Annotated in this window: 22 protein-coding genes; 8 read left to right on the forward strand and 14 right to left on the reverse strand. The window is 39.1% G+C overall.

The genetic code is table 11. The features are described 5' to 3' along the window. Position 1 precedes the first annotated feature (1 nt). Positions 2-1,810, forward strand: coding sequence for a cache domain-containing sensor histidine kinase (locus AC1D7X_RS17050; protein ID WP_495475740.1), 1,809 nt, complete (start codon positions 2-4; stop codon positions 1,808-1,810). A 121-nt stretch (positions 1,811-1,931) separates the two neighbouring features. Here the strand turns inward: AC1D7X_RS17050 and AC1D7X_RS17055 are convergent, their stop codons facing one another. Beyond that, positions 1,932-2,690 carry an SDR family oxidoreductase gene (locus AC1D7X_RS17055; protein WP_495475741.1) on the reverse strand — a complete coding sequence of 253 codons (759 nt, stop codon included), beginning with the start codon at positions 2,688-2,690 and terminating at the stop codon, positions 1,932-1,934. Positions 2,691-2,882: 192 nt separating this feature from the next. On the opposite strand from AC1D7X_RS17055, the gene AC1D7X_RS17060 reads away from it, so the two are divergent. After that, on the forward strand, positions 2,883-3,500 hold the full coding sequence (locus AC1D7X_RS17060) for a TetR/AcrR family transcriptional regulator (protein ID WP_495457656.1): 618 nt from the start codon (positions 2,883-2,885) through the stop codon (positions 3,498-3,500). A gap of 276 nt (positions 3,501-3,776) precedes the next feature. On the opposite strand, the gene gnd is transcribed toward AC1D7X_RS17060, so the two are convergent. Beyond that, the gene (gene gnd / locus AC1D7X_RS17065; RefSeq protein WP_495457655.1) at positions 3,777-4,670 is read right to left on the reverse strand and encodes a phosphogluconate dehydrogenase (NAD(+)-dependent, decarboxylating); all 894 of its coding nucleotides are present in this window, start codon (positions 4,668-4,670) and stop codon (positions 3,777-3,779) included. A 26-nt stretch (positions 4,671-4,696) separates the two neighbouring features. After that, positions 4,697-6,211 carry a glucose-6-phosphate dehydrogenase gene (zwf, locus tag AC1D7X_RS17070; protein ID WP_495475742.1) on the reverse strand — a complete coding sequence of 505 codons (1,515 nt, stop codon included), beginning with the start codon at positions 6,209-6,211 and terminating at the stop codon, positions 4,697-4,699. Positions 6,212-6,495: 284 nt separating this feature from the next. Here zwf and AC1D7X_RS17075 point away from each other — a divergent pair, with 284 nt between their 5' ends. Then, positions 6,496-6,816, forward strand: coding sequence for a winged helix-turn-helix transcriptional regulator (locus AC1D7X_RS17075; RefSeq protein ID WP_495475743.1), 321 nt, complete (start codon positions 6,496-6,498; stop codon positions 6,814-6,816). Positions 6,817-6,918: 102 nt separating this feature from the next. Here AC1D7X_RS17075 and AC1D7X_RS17080 read toward each other — a convergent pair whose 3' ends face one another. The 6 genes from AC1D7X_RS17080 to AC1D7X_RS17105 are packed head-to-tail and all read right to left on the reverse strand — an operon-like array spanning position 6,919 to position 10,637. Continuing rightward, on the reverse strand, positions 6,919-7,602 hold the full coding sequence (locus AC1D7X_RS17080; protein WP_495475744.1) for a DNA alkylation repair protein: 684 nt from the start codon (positions 7,600-7,602) through the stop codon (positions 6,919-6,921). A 32-nt stretch (positions 7,603-7,634) separates the two neighbouring features. Continuing rightward, positions 7,635-8,252 (reverse strand): DNA-3-methyladenine glycosylase family protein, encoded by a 618-nt coding sequence (locus tag AC1D7X_RS17085; protein WP_495457651.1) that lies wholly within the window; start codon positions 8,250-8,252, stop codon positions 7,635-7,637. A 37-nt stretch (positions 8,253-8,289) separates the two neighbouring features. Next, entirely contained in the window at positions 8,290-8,649 is a 360-nt protein-coding gene (locus AC1D7X_RS17090) for a YbaK/EbsC family protein (RefSeq protein WP_495475745.1), read from the reverse strand. A 27-nt stretch (positions 8,650-8,676) separates the two neighbouring features. Next, entirely contained in the window at positions 8,677-9,495 is an 819-nt protein-coding gene (locus AC1D7X_RS17095; RefSeq protein ID WP_495475746.1) for an SPL family radical SAM protein, read from the reverse strand. Continuing rightward, positions 9,473-10,051 (reverse strand): methylated-DNA--[protein]-cysteine S-methyltransferase, encoded by a 579-nt coding sequence (locus AC1D7X_RS17100; RefSeq protein ID WP_495475747.1) that lies wholly within the window; start codon positions 10,049-10,051, stop codon positions 9,473-9,475. The genes AC1D7X_RS17095 and AC1D7X_RS17100 overlap by 23 nt, the downstream gene beginning before the upstream one ends. Beyond that, the gene (locus tag AC1D7X_RS17105) at positions 10,035-10,637 is read right to left on the reverse strand and encodes a bifunctional transcriptional activator/DNA repair enzyme AdaA (protein WP_495457647.1); all 603 of its coding nucleotides are present in this window, start codon (positions 10,635-10,637) and stop codon (positions 10,035-10,037) included. Before AC1D7X_RS17105 ends, AC1D7X_RS17100 begins: the two co-directional genes overlap by 17 nt. A 255-nt stretch (positions 10,638-10,892) precedes the next feature. Between AC1D7X_RS17105 and AC1D7X_RS17110 the strand changes: the two genes are divergently transcribed. Further along, on the forward strand, positions 10,893-11,633 hold the full coding sequence (locus tag AC1D7X_RS17110; RefSeq protein WP_495457646.1) for a spermidine synthase: 741 nt from the start codon (positions 10,893-10,895) through the stop codon (positions 11,631-11,633). A gap of 67 nt (positions 11,634-11,700) precedes the next feature. Here the strand turns inward: AC1D7X_RS17110 and AC1D7X_RS17115 are convergent, their stop codons facing one another. Beyond that, the gene (locus AC1D7X_RS17115) at positions 11,701-12,249 is read right to left on the reverse strand and encodes a superoxide dismutase family protein (RefSeq protein ID WP_495457645.1); all 549 of its coding nucleotides are present in this window, start codon (positions 12,247-12,249) and stop codon (positions 11,701-11,703) included. Positions 12,250-12,512: 263 nt separating this feature from the next. Between AC1D7X_RS17115 and AC1D7X_RS17120 the strand changes: the two genes are divergently transcribed. Both AC1D7X_RS17120 and AC1D7X_RS17125 read left to right on the forward strand, forming a co-directional pair. Then, positions 12,513-13,616, forward strand: a complete 1,104-nt coding sequence (locus AC1D7X_RS17120; RefSeq protein ID WP_495475748.1) for a glycerol dehydrogenase — start codon at positions 12,513-12,515, stop codon at positions 13,614-13,616. A 79-nt stretch (positions 13,617-13,695) separates the two neighbouring features. Then, positions 13,696-13,857 (forward strand): hypothetical protein, encoded by a 162-nt coding sequence (locus tag AC1D7X_RS17125; RefSeq protein WP_495457643.1) that lies wholly within the window; start codon positions 13,696-13,698, stop codon positions 13,855-13,857. Between the two features lie 160 nt (positions 13,858-14,017). Here the strand turns inward: AC1D7X_RS17125 and AC1D7X_RS17130 are convergent, their stop codons facing one another. After that, positions 14,018-14,470, reverse strand: coding sequence for a hypothetical protein (locus tag AC1D7X_RS17130; RefSeq protein ID WP_495475749.1), 453 nt, complete (start codon positions 14,468-14,470; stop codon positions 14,018-14,020). Between the two features lie 306 nt (positions 14,471-14,776). Here AC1D7X_RS17130 and AC1D7X_RS17135 point away from each other — a divergent pair, with 306 nt between their 5' ends. Continuing rightward, positions 14,777-15,109: a hypothetical protein gene (locus AC1D7X_RS17135; protein WP_495457641.1), complete on the forward strand. Its 333-nt coding sequence runs from the start codon at positions 14,777-14,779 to the stop codon at positions 15,107-15,109. 113 nt (positions 15,110-15,222) lie between these two features. Here AC1D7X_RS17135 and AC1D7X_RS17140 read toward each other — a convergent pair whose 3' ends face one another. The 3 genes from AC1D7X_RS17140 to AC1D7X_RS17150 all read right to left on the reverse strand — a co-directional run bounded on the left by AC1D7X_RS17140 (position 15,223) and on the right by AC1D7X_RS17150 (position 18,258). Continuing rightward, positions 15,223-16,518, reverse strand: coding sequence for an arsenic transporter (locus AC1D7X_RS17140; protein ID WP_495475750.1), 1,296 nt, complete (start codon positions 16,516-16,518; stop codon positions 15,223-15,225). A gap of 53 nt (positions 16,519-16,571) precedes the next feature. Next, the gene (locus AC1D7X_RS17145) at positions 16,572-16,898 is read right to left on the reverse strand and encodes an ArsR/SmtB family transcription factor (protein WP_495457639.1); all 327 of its coding nucleotides are present in this window, start codon (positions 16,896-16,898) and stop codon (positions 16,572-16,574) included. 202 nt (positions 16,899-17,100) lie between these two features. Further along, entirely contained in the window at positions 17,101-18,258 is a 1,158-nt protein-coding gene (locus AC1D7X_RS17150) for a metallophosphoesterase (RefSeq protein ID WP_495475751.1), read from the reverse strand. A gap of 132 nt (positions 18,259-18,390) precedes the next feature. Here AC1D7X_RS17150 and AC1D7X_RS17155 point away from each other — a divergent pair, with 132 nt between their 5' ends. After that, positions 18,391-18,753, forward strand: coding sequence for a DUF423 domain-containing protein (locus AC1D7X_RS17155; RefSeq protein WP_495457637.1), 363 nt, complete (start codon positions 18,391-18,393; stop codon positions 18,751-18,753). The last annotated feature ends 100 nt before the right edge of the window (positions 18,754-18,853 follow it).

Raw genomic sequence — 18,853 nt, forward strand, 5'->3', positions numbered from 1 at the left:
ATTGAAGAACACGGGTCGACCCACGAATCATATGCGTATGAGGCATGTAAATCATCAAATTTTTGTGCTTATGATCTTTACCATTACCGTTCCGCTGTTAGTCATCTCTGCTATTATCTATATATTTTCAAATCAAGCTGTCAAAAACGAATATCAAAGCAATTCTAATCTTATTCTTAACAATCTATCATTTAATATTGATCAATACCTTCAAAGCATCGAAAAAGGAACTCTGAATGCCCAGCTTGATAGTGAGCTTCAAGCAGCACTTGAACATTGGACCAATCATTCTAGCAACAGTAATGATCAAAGTATCCAATATGGAAATACCATTGAACGATTCATAAGCGCAATAGAAATGACAATCAAGAATGTCGACAGTGTTCAGATCTATGCAGGTTCTCGCGTATTCTACTCAGCCAATTTTAATCGAGCCGATTATGATGTGAAGGATTACACTACGGAAGAATGGTATTTGCGGACACAAGAGAAAATGGGTGGTGTGGTCCTCTTTGGTAGCCATCTCCCCTTCTATCGCACGAATTCGAAACAACCCGTCATTTCCATCGCAAGAGTAATTAATAAAAAAGGGAGTAAACAACCCATAGGTGTCATGCTGATCGATATCCGTCTCGATTCGTTACGAGAAATTTTAAAACTTTCCGAGGATAGTAAACGTAATTTTATTATTTTGGATGATCAGGGTGGTAATGTTTATAATTCAGATGCCGTACAAGCTCCTCCAAGTCAGCCAATCGAGATGGAGGGTCAGACGCTCCGGACTTTTATGATCCAAGATACGGGAAGCTTTTACGCTGATTTCGCAGGGATGGATTCATATATTAACTTCGTCACCTCACCCTATTCAGAGTGGAAGGTTATCCAATATATCGATGAAGATGAGATGACGAAACAAGCTAGCTTCCTTGGTAAAATCATTCTAACCTTAGCTCTCTTGTCACTTGCTACGGCTCTGTTGTTCATGTATATCCTATCCGAGCGTGTAACTAAACCCATTATCATCCTAAGTAGAAAAGTTAAAATGGTGGGTATGGGGAATTTCGATGTCGATCTAAGTAGTAACCGTCGCGATGAGTTCGGTGTGCTGTACAAGGGAATACGCAAAATGGTTGAAGATTTACAGAACTATATTGAGAGATCCTCCATGGCTAAAGCTCAACAAAAAGTAGCCCAATACAGAGCACTTAAGAGCCAGATCAATCCCCATTTCCTTGCAAATGTACTTGAATCCATTCAAATGAAGGCGGTCATTAATGGACAACGCGAGATAGGTGAGATGGTTGGGATTGTTGGAAGACTATTTCGAATTCATATCCAAAACGGGAAAGAAACCGTCACTCTCCAAGAAGAACTTGAGCATATTCGTCTGTATGTGAAGATTCAACAAATACGGTTCGGGGATAAAATTCAATATATAGAACATCTAGAAGCCAATAGTGAAGCATTACAAATGATGCACTTCTCCCTTCAACCGATCGTTGAGAATGCCATCGTACATGGATTGGAATGTCAAATTGGACCTGGGCTTCTTGAGGTATCATCAATGAAATCAGGAGAAGATATGCTGATTATTGTGAAGGATAACGGAACGGGGATGGATGAAGACAAGCTTAAGCAGTTACGTCACCGCCTTTCTCAACCCTCTGACACACTTGATGAGGAGCATATTGGAGTCAAAAATGTCCATGATCGTATTCAATTTTATTTCGGTGAAAAGTATGGCATTGAGCTGAGTAGTCAATTAGGTGAAGGAACGACCGTGATCCTGCGCCTTCCGAATCATAAATAAATCATGACAAAAATCCCCTTTAGGTCACTCTCACTTTCATGTAAACATGAAGTGTTCGTAGAGTATCTTATAGGGGATTCTTAATTTAACTATTCCTCATTCGCTTCTAACGAACAGGGACTTAGTATGCGCTCCAACCGGAATCTGCTGCGATAACCTGACCATTCACGAAACTAGAGTCATCAGAAGCTAAGAACAATGCAACGGTAGCGATCTCTTCTGATGTACCGATACGTGGATTAATAGCCATCCCAAGCTGTTGACGTGAAGCGCCCAATTCATTAATATTCGTCATGGCAAGATGGATATTAGTACCAACGCCACCAGGAGCGATTGCATTACAGCGAATACCTTTTTCCGCATACATAAAGGCTGTGTTTTTAGTTAAACCAACAACAGCATGTTTAGAAGCCGTGTAAGAAGCTCCTGCACGTGCGCCAAATAGTCCACCAGCAGAAGCGATATTGACGATCACACCGTTTCCTTTTTCTAAGAAGATAGGCATTACTTTACGTGTTGAACGCATAACACTCGTTGTGTTAATCGCAAAAATGCGTTCCCACTTATCATCTTCAACATCTCCCGCAGGTTCAAAATTATCCATAATCCCCGCATTATTTATTAAGATATCCACGGTGCCATATGTACTCACAGTTGTATCAATTAGAGCCTGAATATCTGCTTCTACAGCAACATTCGTCTTAATAGCAAATGCTGTTCCTCCATTTGCCTTGATTTCCTCAACGGTGGTGTTTGCTCCATCTAAGTTCAAATCAGATACGACTACCTTAGCACCTTCCTTAGCGAAAAGGATAGCAATCGCCTTTCCCATACCAGATGCTGCTCCAGTTACTACTGCCACTTTGTCATTGATTTTCATAATTCATCCTCCAATGTGTTCAAATTTAGATACTGTTTTAGCATTATCCAACAGATGTTCATTATTTTAAATCTATTTATAGTATAATGAAGTATATTAAATTTATACAACCATCAAATGAAGGGTTTTTGTTGATTTATCAACATTTAATGCATATCTGTTTACTATTCATACGATAGAAAGGAGAATATTATGAGTAGCCACACTACTGGCCATGATAGAAGAATTCACAAATCAAAGTCAGCGTTAAAAGAATCACTCCTTTCCCTAATTCAAGAGAATGATTTCAGAGGAATTACCATTACCGATATTGTGAATCGTGCAAACCTTAATCGGGGGACATTTTATAAACATTATCAATATAAAGAAGATCTTATGGATGAGATCATTAATGATGTTATGGCTGATCTAGTTGCATCCTATCGTGATCCTTACCGAGACATTGAAATTTTTGAGATTAAATATCTTACTTCTTCTGCCATCAAAATTTTTGAACACGTCCATCATCATTCCGATTTTTACACTCTTATATTAAAAACGAATCAATTATATTATTTACAAAATAGAATTTGTAGTGAGTTAAAAAAGCTATTTTTATATGACTTTTCCAGTTCACAGTTTTCTCCTACATTAAATGGTGAAATTCTTGCAAGTTATCAAGCTCATGCTATCTTTGGGATCATGACAGAATGGATTCATGGCGGGTTTAAACACTCTCCTGATTACATGGCCCAGCAGTTATTAGAAATAGCAAATTATTCTACCTCAGATGGTATTTTTAAGATCAATACCGATGTTAAGAATAAATAAGCGAAGCGAAAAGAAAAGGAGTTGCGCTGTTAGCGCAGCTCCTTTAGTTATCACGTTGTTGTTTACTTGACTACATTAGCGTTCTGGTATCTTATCGGCTTCCTGTTGGATCGACTGATAAAAAACAAAATTCAATAAGACTAGTTAAATTAAATCAAATCATTATGATAATTTAACTTAATCTTCAGAAAAACCCGGTAATCTATGTGATTACCGGGTTTAACGTTTGATCATTATTGAATTTATTATGAAATACTTGATACATATTTAAGTTACTTATTTCTTCTCTACAGCATGTCCACCGAATTCGTTGCGAAGTGCTGCCACAACTTTACCTGTAAATGTGTCATTTTCTTGCGAACGGTAACGCATTAACAAGGACATCGCGATGACTGGAGTAGCAGTCTGTAGATCGAAGGCTTCTTCAACCGTCCATCTTCCTTCACCAGAAGAATTCATAACCCCTTTAATATCTTCCAACTTCGCATCCTTCGAGAAGGCATGCTCCATCAATTCGATTAACCAAGAACGAATAACGGAACCATTGTTCCATACACGGGCCACTTTCTCATAGTCGAAGTCGAAGTCACTTTTCTCAAGAACTTCGAATCCTTCACCAATGGAAGCCATCATGCCGTATTCGATACCGTTGTGAACCATTTTCAAATAGTGTCCGCTACCTGCTTTGCCTGCATACAGATAACCGTTCTCTACTGAAGTATCACGGAATAATGGTTCAACAATAGCCCAAGCTTCTGGATCCCCACCAATCATATAACAAGCACCATGACGTGCACCTTCCATACCGCCTGATGTACCAACATCCATGAAGCTTATACCGATTTCTTTGAGCGCGTCATGACGACGGATCGATTCTTTATAATGAGAATTCCCAGCCTCAATAATAATATCTCCTTTAGACATAAAAGGTGAGATCTCGCTGATTACGGAGTCAACAACATGATGTGGCACCATAATCCATACAATTCTTGGTGTTTCCATGGCTTGAACAAGTTCTTGCATATTTGTAGCGCTCTGTGCACCATAAGTTGTCATTTCTTCTACAGCTTTTGCATTCAAATCGAAAGCAACAACATCATGTCCGTGCTCGATAAGATTCTGTCCCAAGTTCATACCCATTTTTCCTAAACCAATTAATCCAACCTTCATGTTAGTGTCCTCCAAGTTGTTATTATTTATTTATGGCTAGCTGAAAAAGCATATTCTTCTTTCACCGTACTACTACTCTCAGTTGCTGAGTCCCCCAACCATTTAAATCCTTCAACGGCTAGCAGTTCATCTGAACCTTGAGGTCCATAAGACCCTGCAGGGTAAGTCTGTAGAGGAATTAGATTATCCTCATATGCATTAAGGATAGGTTCTACCCATTTCCATGACATTTCCACTTCATCCCAATGGGCAAAGAATGTTGAATCTCCATTCATCGCATCGTGAATTAACTTCTCATATGCTTCAGGTGCATTTTTTTTATTCGAATAACAATCCATGCGTACTGGTTCTAATTCACCATGACTGTTTTTCTTGTTTAGTTGAATAAACATGCCTTCATCTGGGCCAATTTCAATTACAAGCAAGTTAGCCGTATTTTCTTGATCATCTAAGGTTTTATTTGTTAATGGTTCTTTGAACTCAATAACAATCCTTGTTGATTTTTCCTTCATTCTTTTACCTGTGCGGATATAGAAAGGAACACCCTTCCAGAAGAAGTCATCGATCCACAATCGAGCTGCAACAAATGTTTCTGTAGGAGAGTTAACGGCAACACCAGGTTCATCAATGTATCCATCAACAGATGTTCCTTGAGACTCACCCGCTACATATTGACCGCGAACGACGTTATCAACAACATTTTCTAATTGTAAAGGACGAAGTGACTCCATCACGGCTTTCTTTTTAAGTCGGACCTTGTTAGCATCCCCCTGTTTAGGTAATTGCATGGCAATCATCATTAATATTTGTAACATGTGATTCTGGAACATATCTCGTAATGCGCCAGATTGGTCGTAATACCCTGCTCTCTCTTCAACGCCAACAACTTCATTTGCCGTAATTTGAACGTTAGCAATATAATGATTCGACCATAAGGCTTCAAGAATTGGGTTCGAAGATGTAATAACCTCAAGGTTCTGTACCATAGGTTTCCCAAGGAAATGGTCAATACGGAAAATCTCATCTTCTTCAAATGATTTACTGAGATTTGCATTCAACTCTTGAGCTGATTTCAAATCGCGACCAAATGGTTTCTCAATGATCAGGCGTTTCCATCCTTTTGTTGTACCCAGCCCACTATCTTTGATATTCATGGCAATGACTTCAAAGAATTCTGGTGAAACTGACAAGTAGAACATACGGTTCTCGGTAAGATTTAATTCTTGTTCTCGTTGAACGACTAATTGATGTAGTTTTTGATAATCTTCTATATTGTTAACATTTAATTGACTGTATCGGAACGCACGAAGGAAAGCCTTCATGGTATTGGGGTTGTCCGGTGCGTTTCTAGAGAATATGTTTAATGATTTCTCAACAAGTGCTTGAAACACATCATCAGGAATTTCCTTTCTTCCTAGACCAATAACAGAGAAAGCCTCTGGCATCTTTTTTTCAATAAATAAATTATATAGTGCAGGGTATATTTTTCTTTTCGCTAAATCCCCTGTCGCTCCAAACAAGACAAATGACATGGTGTCCAAATATATTCCTCCTAGTTATTCATTCGAATTGCAACCATATTGTGTTTATGATATATAATTACTTTAAGTTAGTTGTTAATTTAACATTACCAATATTAAACCTCTAAATTACTTTAGTCAACATAAAATTGTCTAACATGTGAACTAACAAAAAAACTATATTTAACAGCGCTTTCTTTGTTATACTTTGATAATAAAAGATTTATTTACCTTAAGAAAATGTCATCTTATAAAATGTAAACGGTGTATAATTAATAACCAACGAAAGAAAGGTGAGAATAACAATGAGTGATGAAATACATCCCAAAATCCTATCTGAACAAATCGAACGTGCCTATCAAATTCTTGAGAAAAAGTGGGTTACTCTAATTATTCATACCTTGATGGAGGAACCGAAACGGTTTAGCGAAATTCATTCATTTATTCCAGATTTAAGTAAACGAATGCTTAATGAACGCATCAAGAAACTAGAAGAATTTGGGATTATTAATCGAAATGTCCTTATGGAACATCCCATTAGAGTCGAATATTCTCTAACAAGAAAAGGAACGGAATTAGGAAGAGCCCTCAATGCTGTCGAGAATTGGGCTATGAAGTGGTTGTGAAGAAATGAAGCATCTAATCTAGCGATATTCGGACTACGAAAAAGAAAAAGAGACATCCACTATTGAATGTCTCTTTGGAGGAACACATATTAAAAATCGGTGTTATTTCCGTTTCATACTACGAATGATGTTCTTCGAATCCTGATCAACACGGAAAGATTCTATAATCTTCTGCAATGCCTTATTGAATGTAAAATCGTCTAGCGAGTTATTTTTTAAATAGATCATTGTTGGGACAGGTTGCTTCACGTAACACATGGATATTGCCCATGCGACAGCCATTTTCACATAATACCCGTCGTGTTGGATATTATCTAACCGTAGTAGTACTTGATCTATATAGTGTTCTTCGATATAGAAATTTAACAACATAACGACACCGAATCGGATTTCATATTCTTTATCTGAGGTTAACAAAGGCTGCAGATAATCCCATACTTCCTTCTTATTTGTCTTGGTGAATTTGAGACCTACACAGAAACTATCACATACCGACCAATTATCAATTTTAGGTACGAATGCAGTAACATACCTCAATATCTCTTCGATATCTGCTTTTACATAACCGATGACCATTCCTTGCAACATGACTTCCTCAAAGTAATCACTTTCTGCATGTTCTAGATAATTACGCCAATCTCCTGAAGCTATTCTTTTAGCTAGTTTACGTAGCTCTGGTAGACGCACACCCATAACATTATGAATATTCGGAATAAGCGCGGAACTGAATTTCTGATATTCTTGCTCAGCTAACTCGAGTAGCTGTTCTTTAATGGTCATGTCCATATCCTGTACTCCTTATCGCAAGATTTCTCATCTTATTCAAAAGAAATGTTCCATAAATATATGGAAGCAATTGATCCATAAGGGGAATATCTATGGCAGTATTGTTCGAATTCTTCTTTTGAAATGCTGTTAAGACCATATAACTTCATCATTCCTCGCCGAATGGCCACATCTCCCCAACTGACCACGTTACGTCGTTCCATCGAGTTAATGAGTATCATTTCTGCTGTCCATTTACCTACACCCTTTAAGGTCATCAGTTTCTGAATAACCTCAGCATCAGATAGATCATGTAGGTCTTCTAAATGTAAGGCTCCCGTTGCAATTGCATGAGCAATTTGTTGTATGGAGATGGCTTTTCTCATGGTCATTCCACATGCTTGAATATCATCAGCGGACTGCAAAGCGATATTACTTGGAGATATTTCACCTAACTGTTCCTGCATTCTGTTCCATATTGTGTGAACCGCCTTCGCAGAAATAAGTTGAGCCACAATCGCATAAATGAGCGCAGTGAATAGATCAGGAATGATGGCGCGTTCGATCTTACCCAACCTAGTCATCGCTGCTCCCAGATTTGCATCTACACTTTTTAAGTAATCCATTTCTTCTAACCCATAGTCAAAGGTTTTCGTTATTACCTTTTGCAATGAGATCCCCCCTGGGCGGTATCTTTTACGTGTGATTCTAACTTATTAAATCGACAAACTCTGCAGCAACGACTTCTTTTAGCTGATGTGGATTCAGTTCCATCTGTAATCCGATTCTCCCAGCACTGACTAACATCTTGTCTAGTTGAGATGCACTTTGATTGATAAACGTCGGAAATCGTTTCTTCATACCTACAGGAGAACAACCTCCGCGTACATATCCGGTCCATTGTTGCAATTCCTTCATAGGTAACGTTTTAAACACCATTTCTGCTGGTTTATTGATTAGTGCTGCCAACGCTGCACCATGAATTTGCCCATCTTCATTGTTATATTCAACCATTTCATAGGATACTTTATTCTTATCTAGAATTCTCATTGTATTGGTTTTACTCATAGATACTAACCTTCATTTCTTTGGTGATTAGGGTTCGAACCCCTTTTGACTTATGAATATCTGTTCTTCAGAAAAAACATGCTTGAAACAATCGTACACCATCTTATACGCCGAAGGATCGTACCATTCTTCTATGCCTAATTCTTTATATAAGGAATCTATCTTTAAACTCCGAGTTCGTTTACCCCCGCTACCATCTCCCATGAAATAATCATCGATACAGATTCGATCGACTATGGGTCTTAGTAAGTTTGCGAAATTCTCAGTACTCGGTAGCATAGGAGCAATCGTTGCTTGTGTTGGTACACCTGCTTCTTTTAACAATCGAAGTGTTTCAATTCTAGCCTGGATCGGGGGTGCATGGGGTGTGAAATATTTGCGGATATCCTCTCGGTCCGTTTCGATCGTCATACTTACTCGAACATGATCTTTAAGAAGCAATAATAAATCGATATCTCGTCGGACAAGCGGACTCCGAGTTTGCACAAATAGAAACTCAGGTGGATCTTCAACCATAACCTCTAGCAAGGAACGTGTCACCTTTTCAGAGTGCTCGATCGGTTGGTAAGGATCTGTACTCGATGACATGAATATTGAAACATCACCTTTGGATTTGGCACGCTTAAGCTCTTTACGGAAAATATCTGCTGCACCTTGTTTAATATCTACCCAATGCCCCCACTTCCCTTCACGGAAAGTAGATACCGGCATTTGACGTACATAACAGTAGGAGCAACCAAAGGTACACCCTGTATATGGGTTCAAAGAATGGGTATATCCAGAAAGAAATCCTGTTCCTTTATTGAGAAGTGTTTTAGGATTTTTATAGAGATATTCTGTTCTCATCTGTTAACTCAACATCTCCTATTTGGCAGTGTTCTGTCATACGTTGTTCAAGAAGTAGTAACTTGGTTTTCATATCTAACCCACCACGGTATCCGGTAAGTGTTCCATTCTTCCCAATGACCCGATGGCAAGGTACAGTGATTAGGATTGGATTCGCTCCAATGGCAGTACCGACGGCACGAACAGCGGCTGGCTTTTGAACGACATGGGCGATATCTGAATACGATTGAGTCTGTCCACAGGGGATCATACAGAGTGCGTTCCATACTGCAAGCTGGAATGGTGTTCCTTTCATATCAAAGGGCACTGTGAAGTTTCGTCTTGTGCCTTCTAAATATTCGATCAGTTCGTTCTTATAACCTTGTAATATCTCATCATCATCATGAAGTAATTCAGCACTAGGAAACTTCCGATGAACCCAATCGGCCAACTCTTCAAAAGGTTTATTTTGCGAACCCACATAACATAACCCGGTTGTGGTTGCGGCAATATATATATTCCATTCCTTATACGTAAGTAGCGTCCAATAAATCATGACATTAGATTTCTTTATCACAGCGATGTACCTCCACATGGTTTTCACTTGAATGAGTTTGCCGATAATACAAAGGAGTGAAGCCGGTCATTTTTCTAAATAACGTTATGAAATATGATGTGTTGCGAATTCCAATAAGTTGTCCCACATCTGCTATAGACTTGTCTGTCTCCAGTAAATACGCCTTAGCCTTCGAGACTCTAGTTAATTGAATGTATTCCACGGGGGTTATCTCTTTCAACCGTTTAAACGTTCGATGTAAATGGTATGGACTCCCATGACATATCTCTGCAAGACGTTCTAGTGTTAGATTCTCCATGTAATTACGGTCTATATAATCTGTGACAATCGTTACCCATTCATCATCAGGCAATCGTTGACCTGTAGGTTTACATCTTTTACATGGACGAAATTGCTCTGCTAATGCTTGATCTGCTGTTTGAAATATTTGGATGTTTTCTAATTTGGGAGGTCTGGATTTACAGGACGGTCGACAAAAGACACCTGTGGTCTTCACAGCATAATAAAATTGACCATCATAAGACGTATCATTCGATAGAATCGCTTCCCATTGTTCCTTAGACACCTTTTCGATCCATTTCACCATAACAGTTACCCTCCCTATTGAGAACATTATAACCACTTTCATAAACGTATGTACGCTTTTGGGAATATAAGAGCAAGATAACGATATGTATTACGCTGAAAACCATGATGTTGCTAAGCGTCTTGTCGTAAAAAAGAAGCTTGAAATAAATATCAACCTTTGAGACTTGCATGGCATCACTTGTTGATCTATCGTTAACTTTATGACTATATTCAATAATCTTACCACCGTACTATCTTAAAGGAGGTCGATGACTTGCAATTACTAGAAAAGGTAATAACCGATAATCATGAAATAGAGGTCTGTGATACGACTGAATTATATGGTGAGAAAGGGAATTTCCGCGTACTTCAATTCTCTAATGAAGCCATTCAAGGTGCCATGGATCTCAATCATCCAGAACGCGTGATATTTGAGTACCCTAGAGCAATTATCCATCTTATGGAGTTCAATGATCCCTCGTCTAGGGATATATTTCTCATTGGTCATGGCATCGGAACGATAGTTAACTACTTTTCAGACAAACAATTTAAAGTAGCTGAGCTTGATATGAACGTGGTTGAGCTTAGTAGACGATATTTCGGGTATAGCAAAGATAACGTGATGATCGGTGATGGACGGCAACTTCTTGAAGCGGAAGAAACAGATCATTATGATGTGATTATTGTCGATGCATTCACGGATAAGGGCACACCAAGCCAACTCGTATCCAAGGAATTCTTAGGTGTGACAACAGACAGACTCCATTCCCATGGCTCTATCATTATGAATCTCATTGGTAGATCGGGTCATGATAACCTCATCAATGCTATCCATTCAACGCTTAGTGAGGAATATAGCTATACCAAAGTATTTGCCCTTCCAGCAGAAGGTCAAACAGATACTCAAAATATCATTATGATCGGTAGTTCCCAACCTATCGGTTACCAAGCTCGAAATATGGCAGGGTTTAATGAGATTGTTCTGGATGAGGGTCATATCATTTGGGATAAATGAACGAACGATGGATGCAAAAAAACAATCCTGAGGAGGTGTCCTCAGGATTGTTTCTACCTATTTCATATTATTCTTGAATGGCTCCACAAGCGATCCGATCCCCGGAATTACCTGATGGGTCTGTTACATAATCATCCGCTTTCTCATGAATGATTATCGATGTTCCACCTGGTTTCAATAGAGAGTTGGATGCACCCTTAGTTAAGGTTACCGTTTTGCTCTCCAAATCCGCTGTTACGGTTCCATCCTCTTTGACTTCGATATTCAACAAATCTCCAGCATGGAAGCCTTTTGGATTGTTAAAACCATGCTCTTTAAGATCAGGATTTAAATGCGCTCCCGCTGATTTAAAATCGGGTGCCTCACATTTTCCCATTTCATGAAAATGGATGCCATGTACGCCTGGCGGAAGATTCTTCGCTTCAAGGTGCACCTGAATGCCCTCAGACTTTTGTGTAATGACCGCTGTTCCTATCTTTTCACCTTTAGAATTAATAATATTTGTCTTAACCTGCATCTCTTTGGAATCGGCGAATGCCGCTGGAATCACGAAAGCAGCGACTAATAGTACCATACTTAGCACTCCAAGCGAGATATACACTATATTTTTCTTCATAACCTATTCGTCCTCCTTTATCTGGTTGGGTTTTCCTATTTAGGATTACCTTTTTCCAATAAAAGAAAACGTGACTACATAAAATGAATTCTGTTTAAAGATACGATTAATTTAGCGCTGCGCTGTCACGCTAACTCTAATCACTTATTATCTATCACCAATGTCACCAACCAGCATACTCCATCAATAATTAGGTAAATACTATAAGGTAGACGACTCATGTCGAAAATGAAAGACTAATTAAACTATTGGAGGCATTTACCATGACCGAATTCGTCAAATCAATTACTTCACCCAGCAAATTCCTTTCCGGACGTAACCTACTTTCCAAATTGAATGACTACATCAAAAATTATGGAGATAACGTTTATATTATTTGTGATGAATTCATTCTAGACCGTGCCAAAAAGGAAGCGGGTTCGTCTATTGAAACTGCCGGTGGAAAAGTAACTTTCGAGAAATTTAATTATGAATGTACAAAAGAAGAAATTGAAAGACACCGTGAATCCGTTCGCAAACTAGGTGCTAATATCATCGTTGGGATCGGTGGTGGTAAAACATTAGATACAGCCAAAGCTACCGCTTATTATGAAAAGTTACCCGTCGTTATCTTCCCTACCATCGCTTCGACCGATGCCCCATGTACAGCTCTAGCTGTTATATATAAAAAAGATGGTTCATTTGATGAATATCTCTTCTTACCTAAGAATCCTGATATTGTCCTAGCGGACATCGAAATCTTAGCGGCTGCTCCATCTCGCTTTTTTGCAGCTGGGATCGGCGATGCTCTAGCAACTTATTTTGAAGCACGAGCATGTTACCAATCTAATGGAGATAATCTCGTTCTTATGAAACCTTCTACTACGGGACTTGGCTTAACTCGCTTATGTTATGATACTTTGTTGGAGAATGCTGTTAACGCCAAGAAAGCAGTAGATAAAAAAGTCGTGACGAAAGCTGTTGAAAATACAATTGAAGCAACCATTTATTTAAGTGGTGTTGGTGCAGAATCAGGTGGACTAGCAGCCGCTCATGCAATTCATAATGGGATGACGGCAGTACATTCTCTACACAAGGCTCAACATGGTGAGAAAGTGACATTCGGTCTATTGGCACAGCTTGTCCTTGAGAATGCTCCTAAGGAAGAATTAGAGACTGTGATTCAACTCATTAAAGACGTCCAACTCCCTCTCACTTTAAAAGACCTTGGTGTCGATAAATTTGTGGAATCGGAGTGGCGTCAAGTCGCTGAATTGTCATGCGCAGAGAATGACACGATGATTAATATGCCTTTCCCGGTTATACCGGATGATGTGTATAATGCCATTGTTGCTGCAAATGCGATCGCTGAATCCTATAAAGACTAACAGGGTGATCTTGTATAATCCTTACACCTTTCAGGGAAACTAATGGTTGTTCTTCCCCAATTGAAAAGGAGGTGTCTATATGAGCAACTCAAAGAATAACGAACCTACAAAAGCAGAAGTTCAAACAACGAAATTAAATAAATTACCTCTTGTCGGTAAATTCGAACCTGAATTCTCCGCTGAGGAAGCCGCAGAGGTGTTTGAAGAAACGCCTTCTACTGAGAAACATTCAAAGAATTAATAATGACCCATGATTGATCAATCTCCACCTACAACATCTTCATTGAGGTCATGCTTCATTCTCTTTCATCTGTAAACGAACTACACCATAAATACCTTCAGGGTTCCCTGAAGGTATTTATGGTGTAGATTATATAAAGCTATTTCTTATTCTACCTTATTTAAGGCGTTGTTCCTGCTGAAGCGTGTCCACCAAAAGCTACTGGCCCTGTTATTGTAATTGCCGGCCCTGTACCAGAATTGATAGCGTACATAGAATAACGAATTTCCCCCGTTACAGGCACTGCCGGTTGAAAATCTGCAGCATGAACGTTAATAAGGTTATTTCCCGTTAACAAATCTTCCGTAGCCGTGTAGATCACAGTACCTGAACCACTTACGCCAGTACCACCTCGCTCAATCGTGATCGTTACTTCATTTGCTGCAACGGTATTAACCCCAAGTGTTCCCCATAAGAGTACACGGACGTCTGTTTGATTGGGTGTACCGATAACCGCTACGACTTGTAAGCCGATATCCCCCAACAGTATCGTTGGTGTTGTTGGAAGTACGCCAACACCTGTATTTGTATTACTGAACTCTGAAGTACGTGAATCTAAGAATTGAATAGGCAATTGAATCACTCCTTTTACTATATTACCCTCCGGAAGGTATATTCTAATATATGAGATTCTTTCAAATGCGTTCTCATATTTTCATATAATGTGTTAACTTCCTCGTACATTTTTCACACCTAGATTTAGTTAGTAGCCAGTGCTTTAGTCTACCTTTTCAACAATCCACACAAAGATAGTTCATATACCTTAGTACTTTTGTCCAAGATATTCGTAACTTTGACCATATAATATGTTGATTGATTAAGTAATTTATACCTGAGTACATCGTTAAACCATTCTGTTTATAAAGGGAGGAGCATCATTATGTATATCATTAATCCAATGACTGAAGAAGGAATACGACCTCACATGGGCAAACAAGTGTGTGCTATGTTGTGTGATGGAACTTATTATTATGGAACCATTACAGATGTAAGAGATGGTCATTTAATTCTTAATGGAAATTGTAATCAAAGTGCATACGTATGTAGCGCACCAATGAAATCCAAAATGAAGTCCATTTCCAAAACAAAATCTATATCTAAAGGCAGAACTAAACCAGTATCCGTATCTGCTTTTTATCCTGGTTATGGCTACGGATATGGAGCTGGATTGGCTCTATCTTTAGGATTCCTTGCACTATTATTCTTACTTTAATCCAGTTACCCGATTTTTATATAACGTATATTATGAAAGAAAGAACCACGACTTCTTGGGCGTGGTTCTTTCATTTCTTCACGAATTTCTCGGCTACCTACATAACTTATCAATCAGATGATTATTAACCACAGATAAAGGCCTAATAATGTGAAGAACAACGTTGGAATCGTCAATATCATGCCTGTTTTAAAATACGTTCCCCATGAGATTTTCACACCTTTCGATGTAAGAACATGGAGCCACAATAGTGTTGCTAACGAACCAATCGGTGTAATCTTCGGACCTAGGTCGGAACCAATAACGTTCGCATAGATCAATGCTTCTTTGATCACACCTGTTGTACTCGTAGCATCTATAGCTAAGGCATCAATCATCACCGTAGGCATGTTGTTCATGATCGATGAGATGAATGCTGCAATGAAACCCATAGACATCGTGGCAACGAATAGTCCTTGATCTGCTGCTACTTGAATGACTTCGGATAATAAGTCAGTCAGCCCTGCATTTTTCAAGCCATATACGACGACATACATCCCGATCGAGAAGAATACAATCGCCCATGGTGCACCATTAACAACTTCTTTCGTCACTACATATGGACTTTTGCTAGCCATGAGCAAGAAGAGTATCGCAATGACTCCTGCAATGACAGAAACGGGGATATGCAATAGACCACTTGCAAAGTAACCTATTAGGAGTAAAGCTAGAACAATCCACGAAAGTTTGAACATTTTCTTATCCTTGATAGCATCGGATGGGTTTCTTAACTGCGTTGCATCAAAGGTTCTCGGAATACTTTTTCGGAAGAAGAAGTAGAGCACCAAGATACTAGCTACTAAGGAGAAAAGTGTCGGTACGATCATATGTCCAGCATATTCCATAAATGTTATACCAAAGAAATCTGCGGATACAATATTAACTAAGTTGCTTACCACAAGAGGTAGCGAGGTTGTGTCCGCGATAAAACCACTAGCTATAATAAACGGAAATACTTTTTTCTCATCAAAATGCAGAGCTCGTACCATCGCCAATACAATCGGAGTTAATATTAAGGCTGCACCATCATTCGCGAAGAATGCAGCAACGATTGCTCCAAGGATCGTAACCAATACGAACATCCGAATCCCATTTCCCCGAGCTGCTCGGGCCATATGTAGGGCTGCCCATTCGAAGAATCCTATTTTGTCCAGAATTAAAGAAATGAGAATGATAGCCACAAAAGCTAAAGTAGCATTCCAGACAATAGATGTGACATCCACAACATCATCAAGACTTACCGCCCCAACAAGCAATGCTAGAATAGCGCCCCCGCATGCGGACCAACCAATCGATAAATTTCTAGGTTGCCAAATGACAAAAATTAAAGTGATTACAAAGATAATAATTGATAGAATTACAGAACCCACTAACCTAACCTCCATTGTTGTATGAATCATTGCAACTGCTGTAGTTCATTATCTTACTCGCAAACAACGACAATCTGCGCCTTGTTCAATTGAGATAGTATGATCTTTGAATGTGGTAATTGATCAAGAACGGCTTGGATATAGGGCTTATCCTCAATATTCAATGAATAGTGTACCCATTGTCCTCGTTTACTCTCCTTCACGATCCCTAACTCCTTAAGTTTTCTTAAGTGTTGGCTTATCGCAGGTTGGGAAATTTCAAAAATGTCAACGAACTCACAGACACACCATTCCCGTTCTTTCAGAAGAGATAACATCGTAAGGCGTGTTTTATCACCTAATAGCTTCAAGCTGTCTACAATATTCGAAAGTTCCTCCATAGTACTCCCTCCTATCCATTCTTTTGATCATTCTTATTTACCTTTTATCCACCAGTATATAAGCACATGCTTATATACTATAGCTACATCACCAAATAAACAAGATATACATCTAATAAGCTGCCTCATCTAAAGTTCCGGAGGCAGCTTACAGCTTGAATCTTTTTCATTGTCTAAACAAATGGAATCTCGACCAATGCCATCAGATATCCGTCATTGCCGTTAATTCAACATCTAATCGAATGATCTCAGATCGGCTGGCAAGCCGAATTGGAGGTCCCCATGTGCCGAATCCTGAGGATACGACGACATGCATACTCTGCTTAAGCATATAACCCCAGTCTAACTCAAATAGTCGACGAGTCAACCAGTGATTGGGGGCAAATTGTCCACGATGCGTATGGCCGCACAATAGAATATCCGTTCCCGCTTCAGCCGCGATTTGAAATCCATAGGGTTGATGATCCATCACAATGATCGGTTTCGATGAGTCTGAGTCCTGAAGTAACTCTTGTATACTTAATCTTCCTGCTGGATCCATGCTCTCAGCTGTTTTATCTTTCCGACCAGCAATCGTTATCGAACCGTTATCGATCGTAATGACTTCATCTTGAAGAACCTGAATTCCTGCTAATCTCATCTCGTTGACATATTGTTCAATATGCCCACCATAATACTCATGGTTACCCAATACCGCATACACCCCATAAGTAGCCTGTAACTGTTTCAGACTTTCCACCATATTATTGCGAATAAATGGCTCAATGGAGTCATCAATAACATCACCTGGTAACAGAATCAGGTCAGGTTTCATTTCATTTATTCCTGTGATGAGACGTTTGAGATGGCGGTTTCCTACAATATTCCCCAAATGAATATCGGATGCTACGGCAATAGTTAGTTTGCGATGTCCACCCGCTTTTTTCGAAATCGGTATAGGATAGGTCCGAAGAATGGGGGTCCAAGCATTAAACGTTCCCCAGAGCATGAGAATACCTAACACCACAATGGTCGTCCATCCAACAACAGGAATAACAACATGATTAGAATATCCTGCACTTCTTAATAACCATGCCGCAATATCTGCAACCGGAAATAAAATAATCATAAATTCCATTAGGGCAAAATAGTAAGAACCAACTACTTTAAGTAGGCGACCTACGGGATTATTGATCCACCATCGACCTAGTAAATACGAGATCACGATAATACAGAATACGATAGAAAACCAAACGATGGACAATGAAGCGATATAATGGGACAAGAATACGTAGCTATTCCATCCAAGATAAGCATTTAAGCCTAAAAAGATGATAAGGATTAAACCAACCTGCACGATCATTCGTATTACTCGTTTCATCTGTGATTACATTCTCCTTTAAGCTAATTTTCTATTTGAACTCTTGAGTAAATAATATCGATTAATGCTAGTCTATTCAACTCTATAAATGATACACTCTGGTGGATAGCAATTTGTATAGGAGGAATACAGTTGAACACCTTATTACTACTCGGAAGTATATTGATGTTTCTCGCTGTTGCGTTAGGAGCATTTGGAGCACATGCATTAAAGAAGAAACTAACCCCGGATATGATGAAAGTGTACGAAACAGGTATTCAATATCACATCGCTCATGCACTTGGACTCTTACTACTGGGACTACTTGCAGCGCAATCATCCAACTCATCTCTGATCGTGATGGCAGGATGGTTTCTCTTCGCGGGAGTTATCTTATTCTCTGGAAGTCTTTATGCCTTAAGTTTAAGCGGTATACGTAAATTGGGTGCGATCACTCCTCTAGGTGGCGTTGCTTTTCTGGTGGGATGGGTTATGGTGGTCATTACTTTAATTTAATATTTCTTTTTACGTAAAAAAGAGGGTTCCCTAAGCCATTTTCATGACTTTTGGGACACCCTCTTTTCTGAATAACGTTTAATCACAATCACGGAATGAT

The sequence above is a fragment of the Paenibacillus sp. Y568 genome, assembly GCF_059445545.1.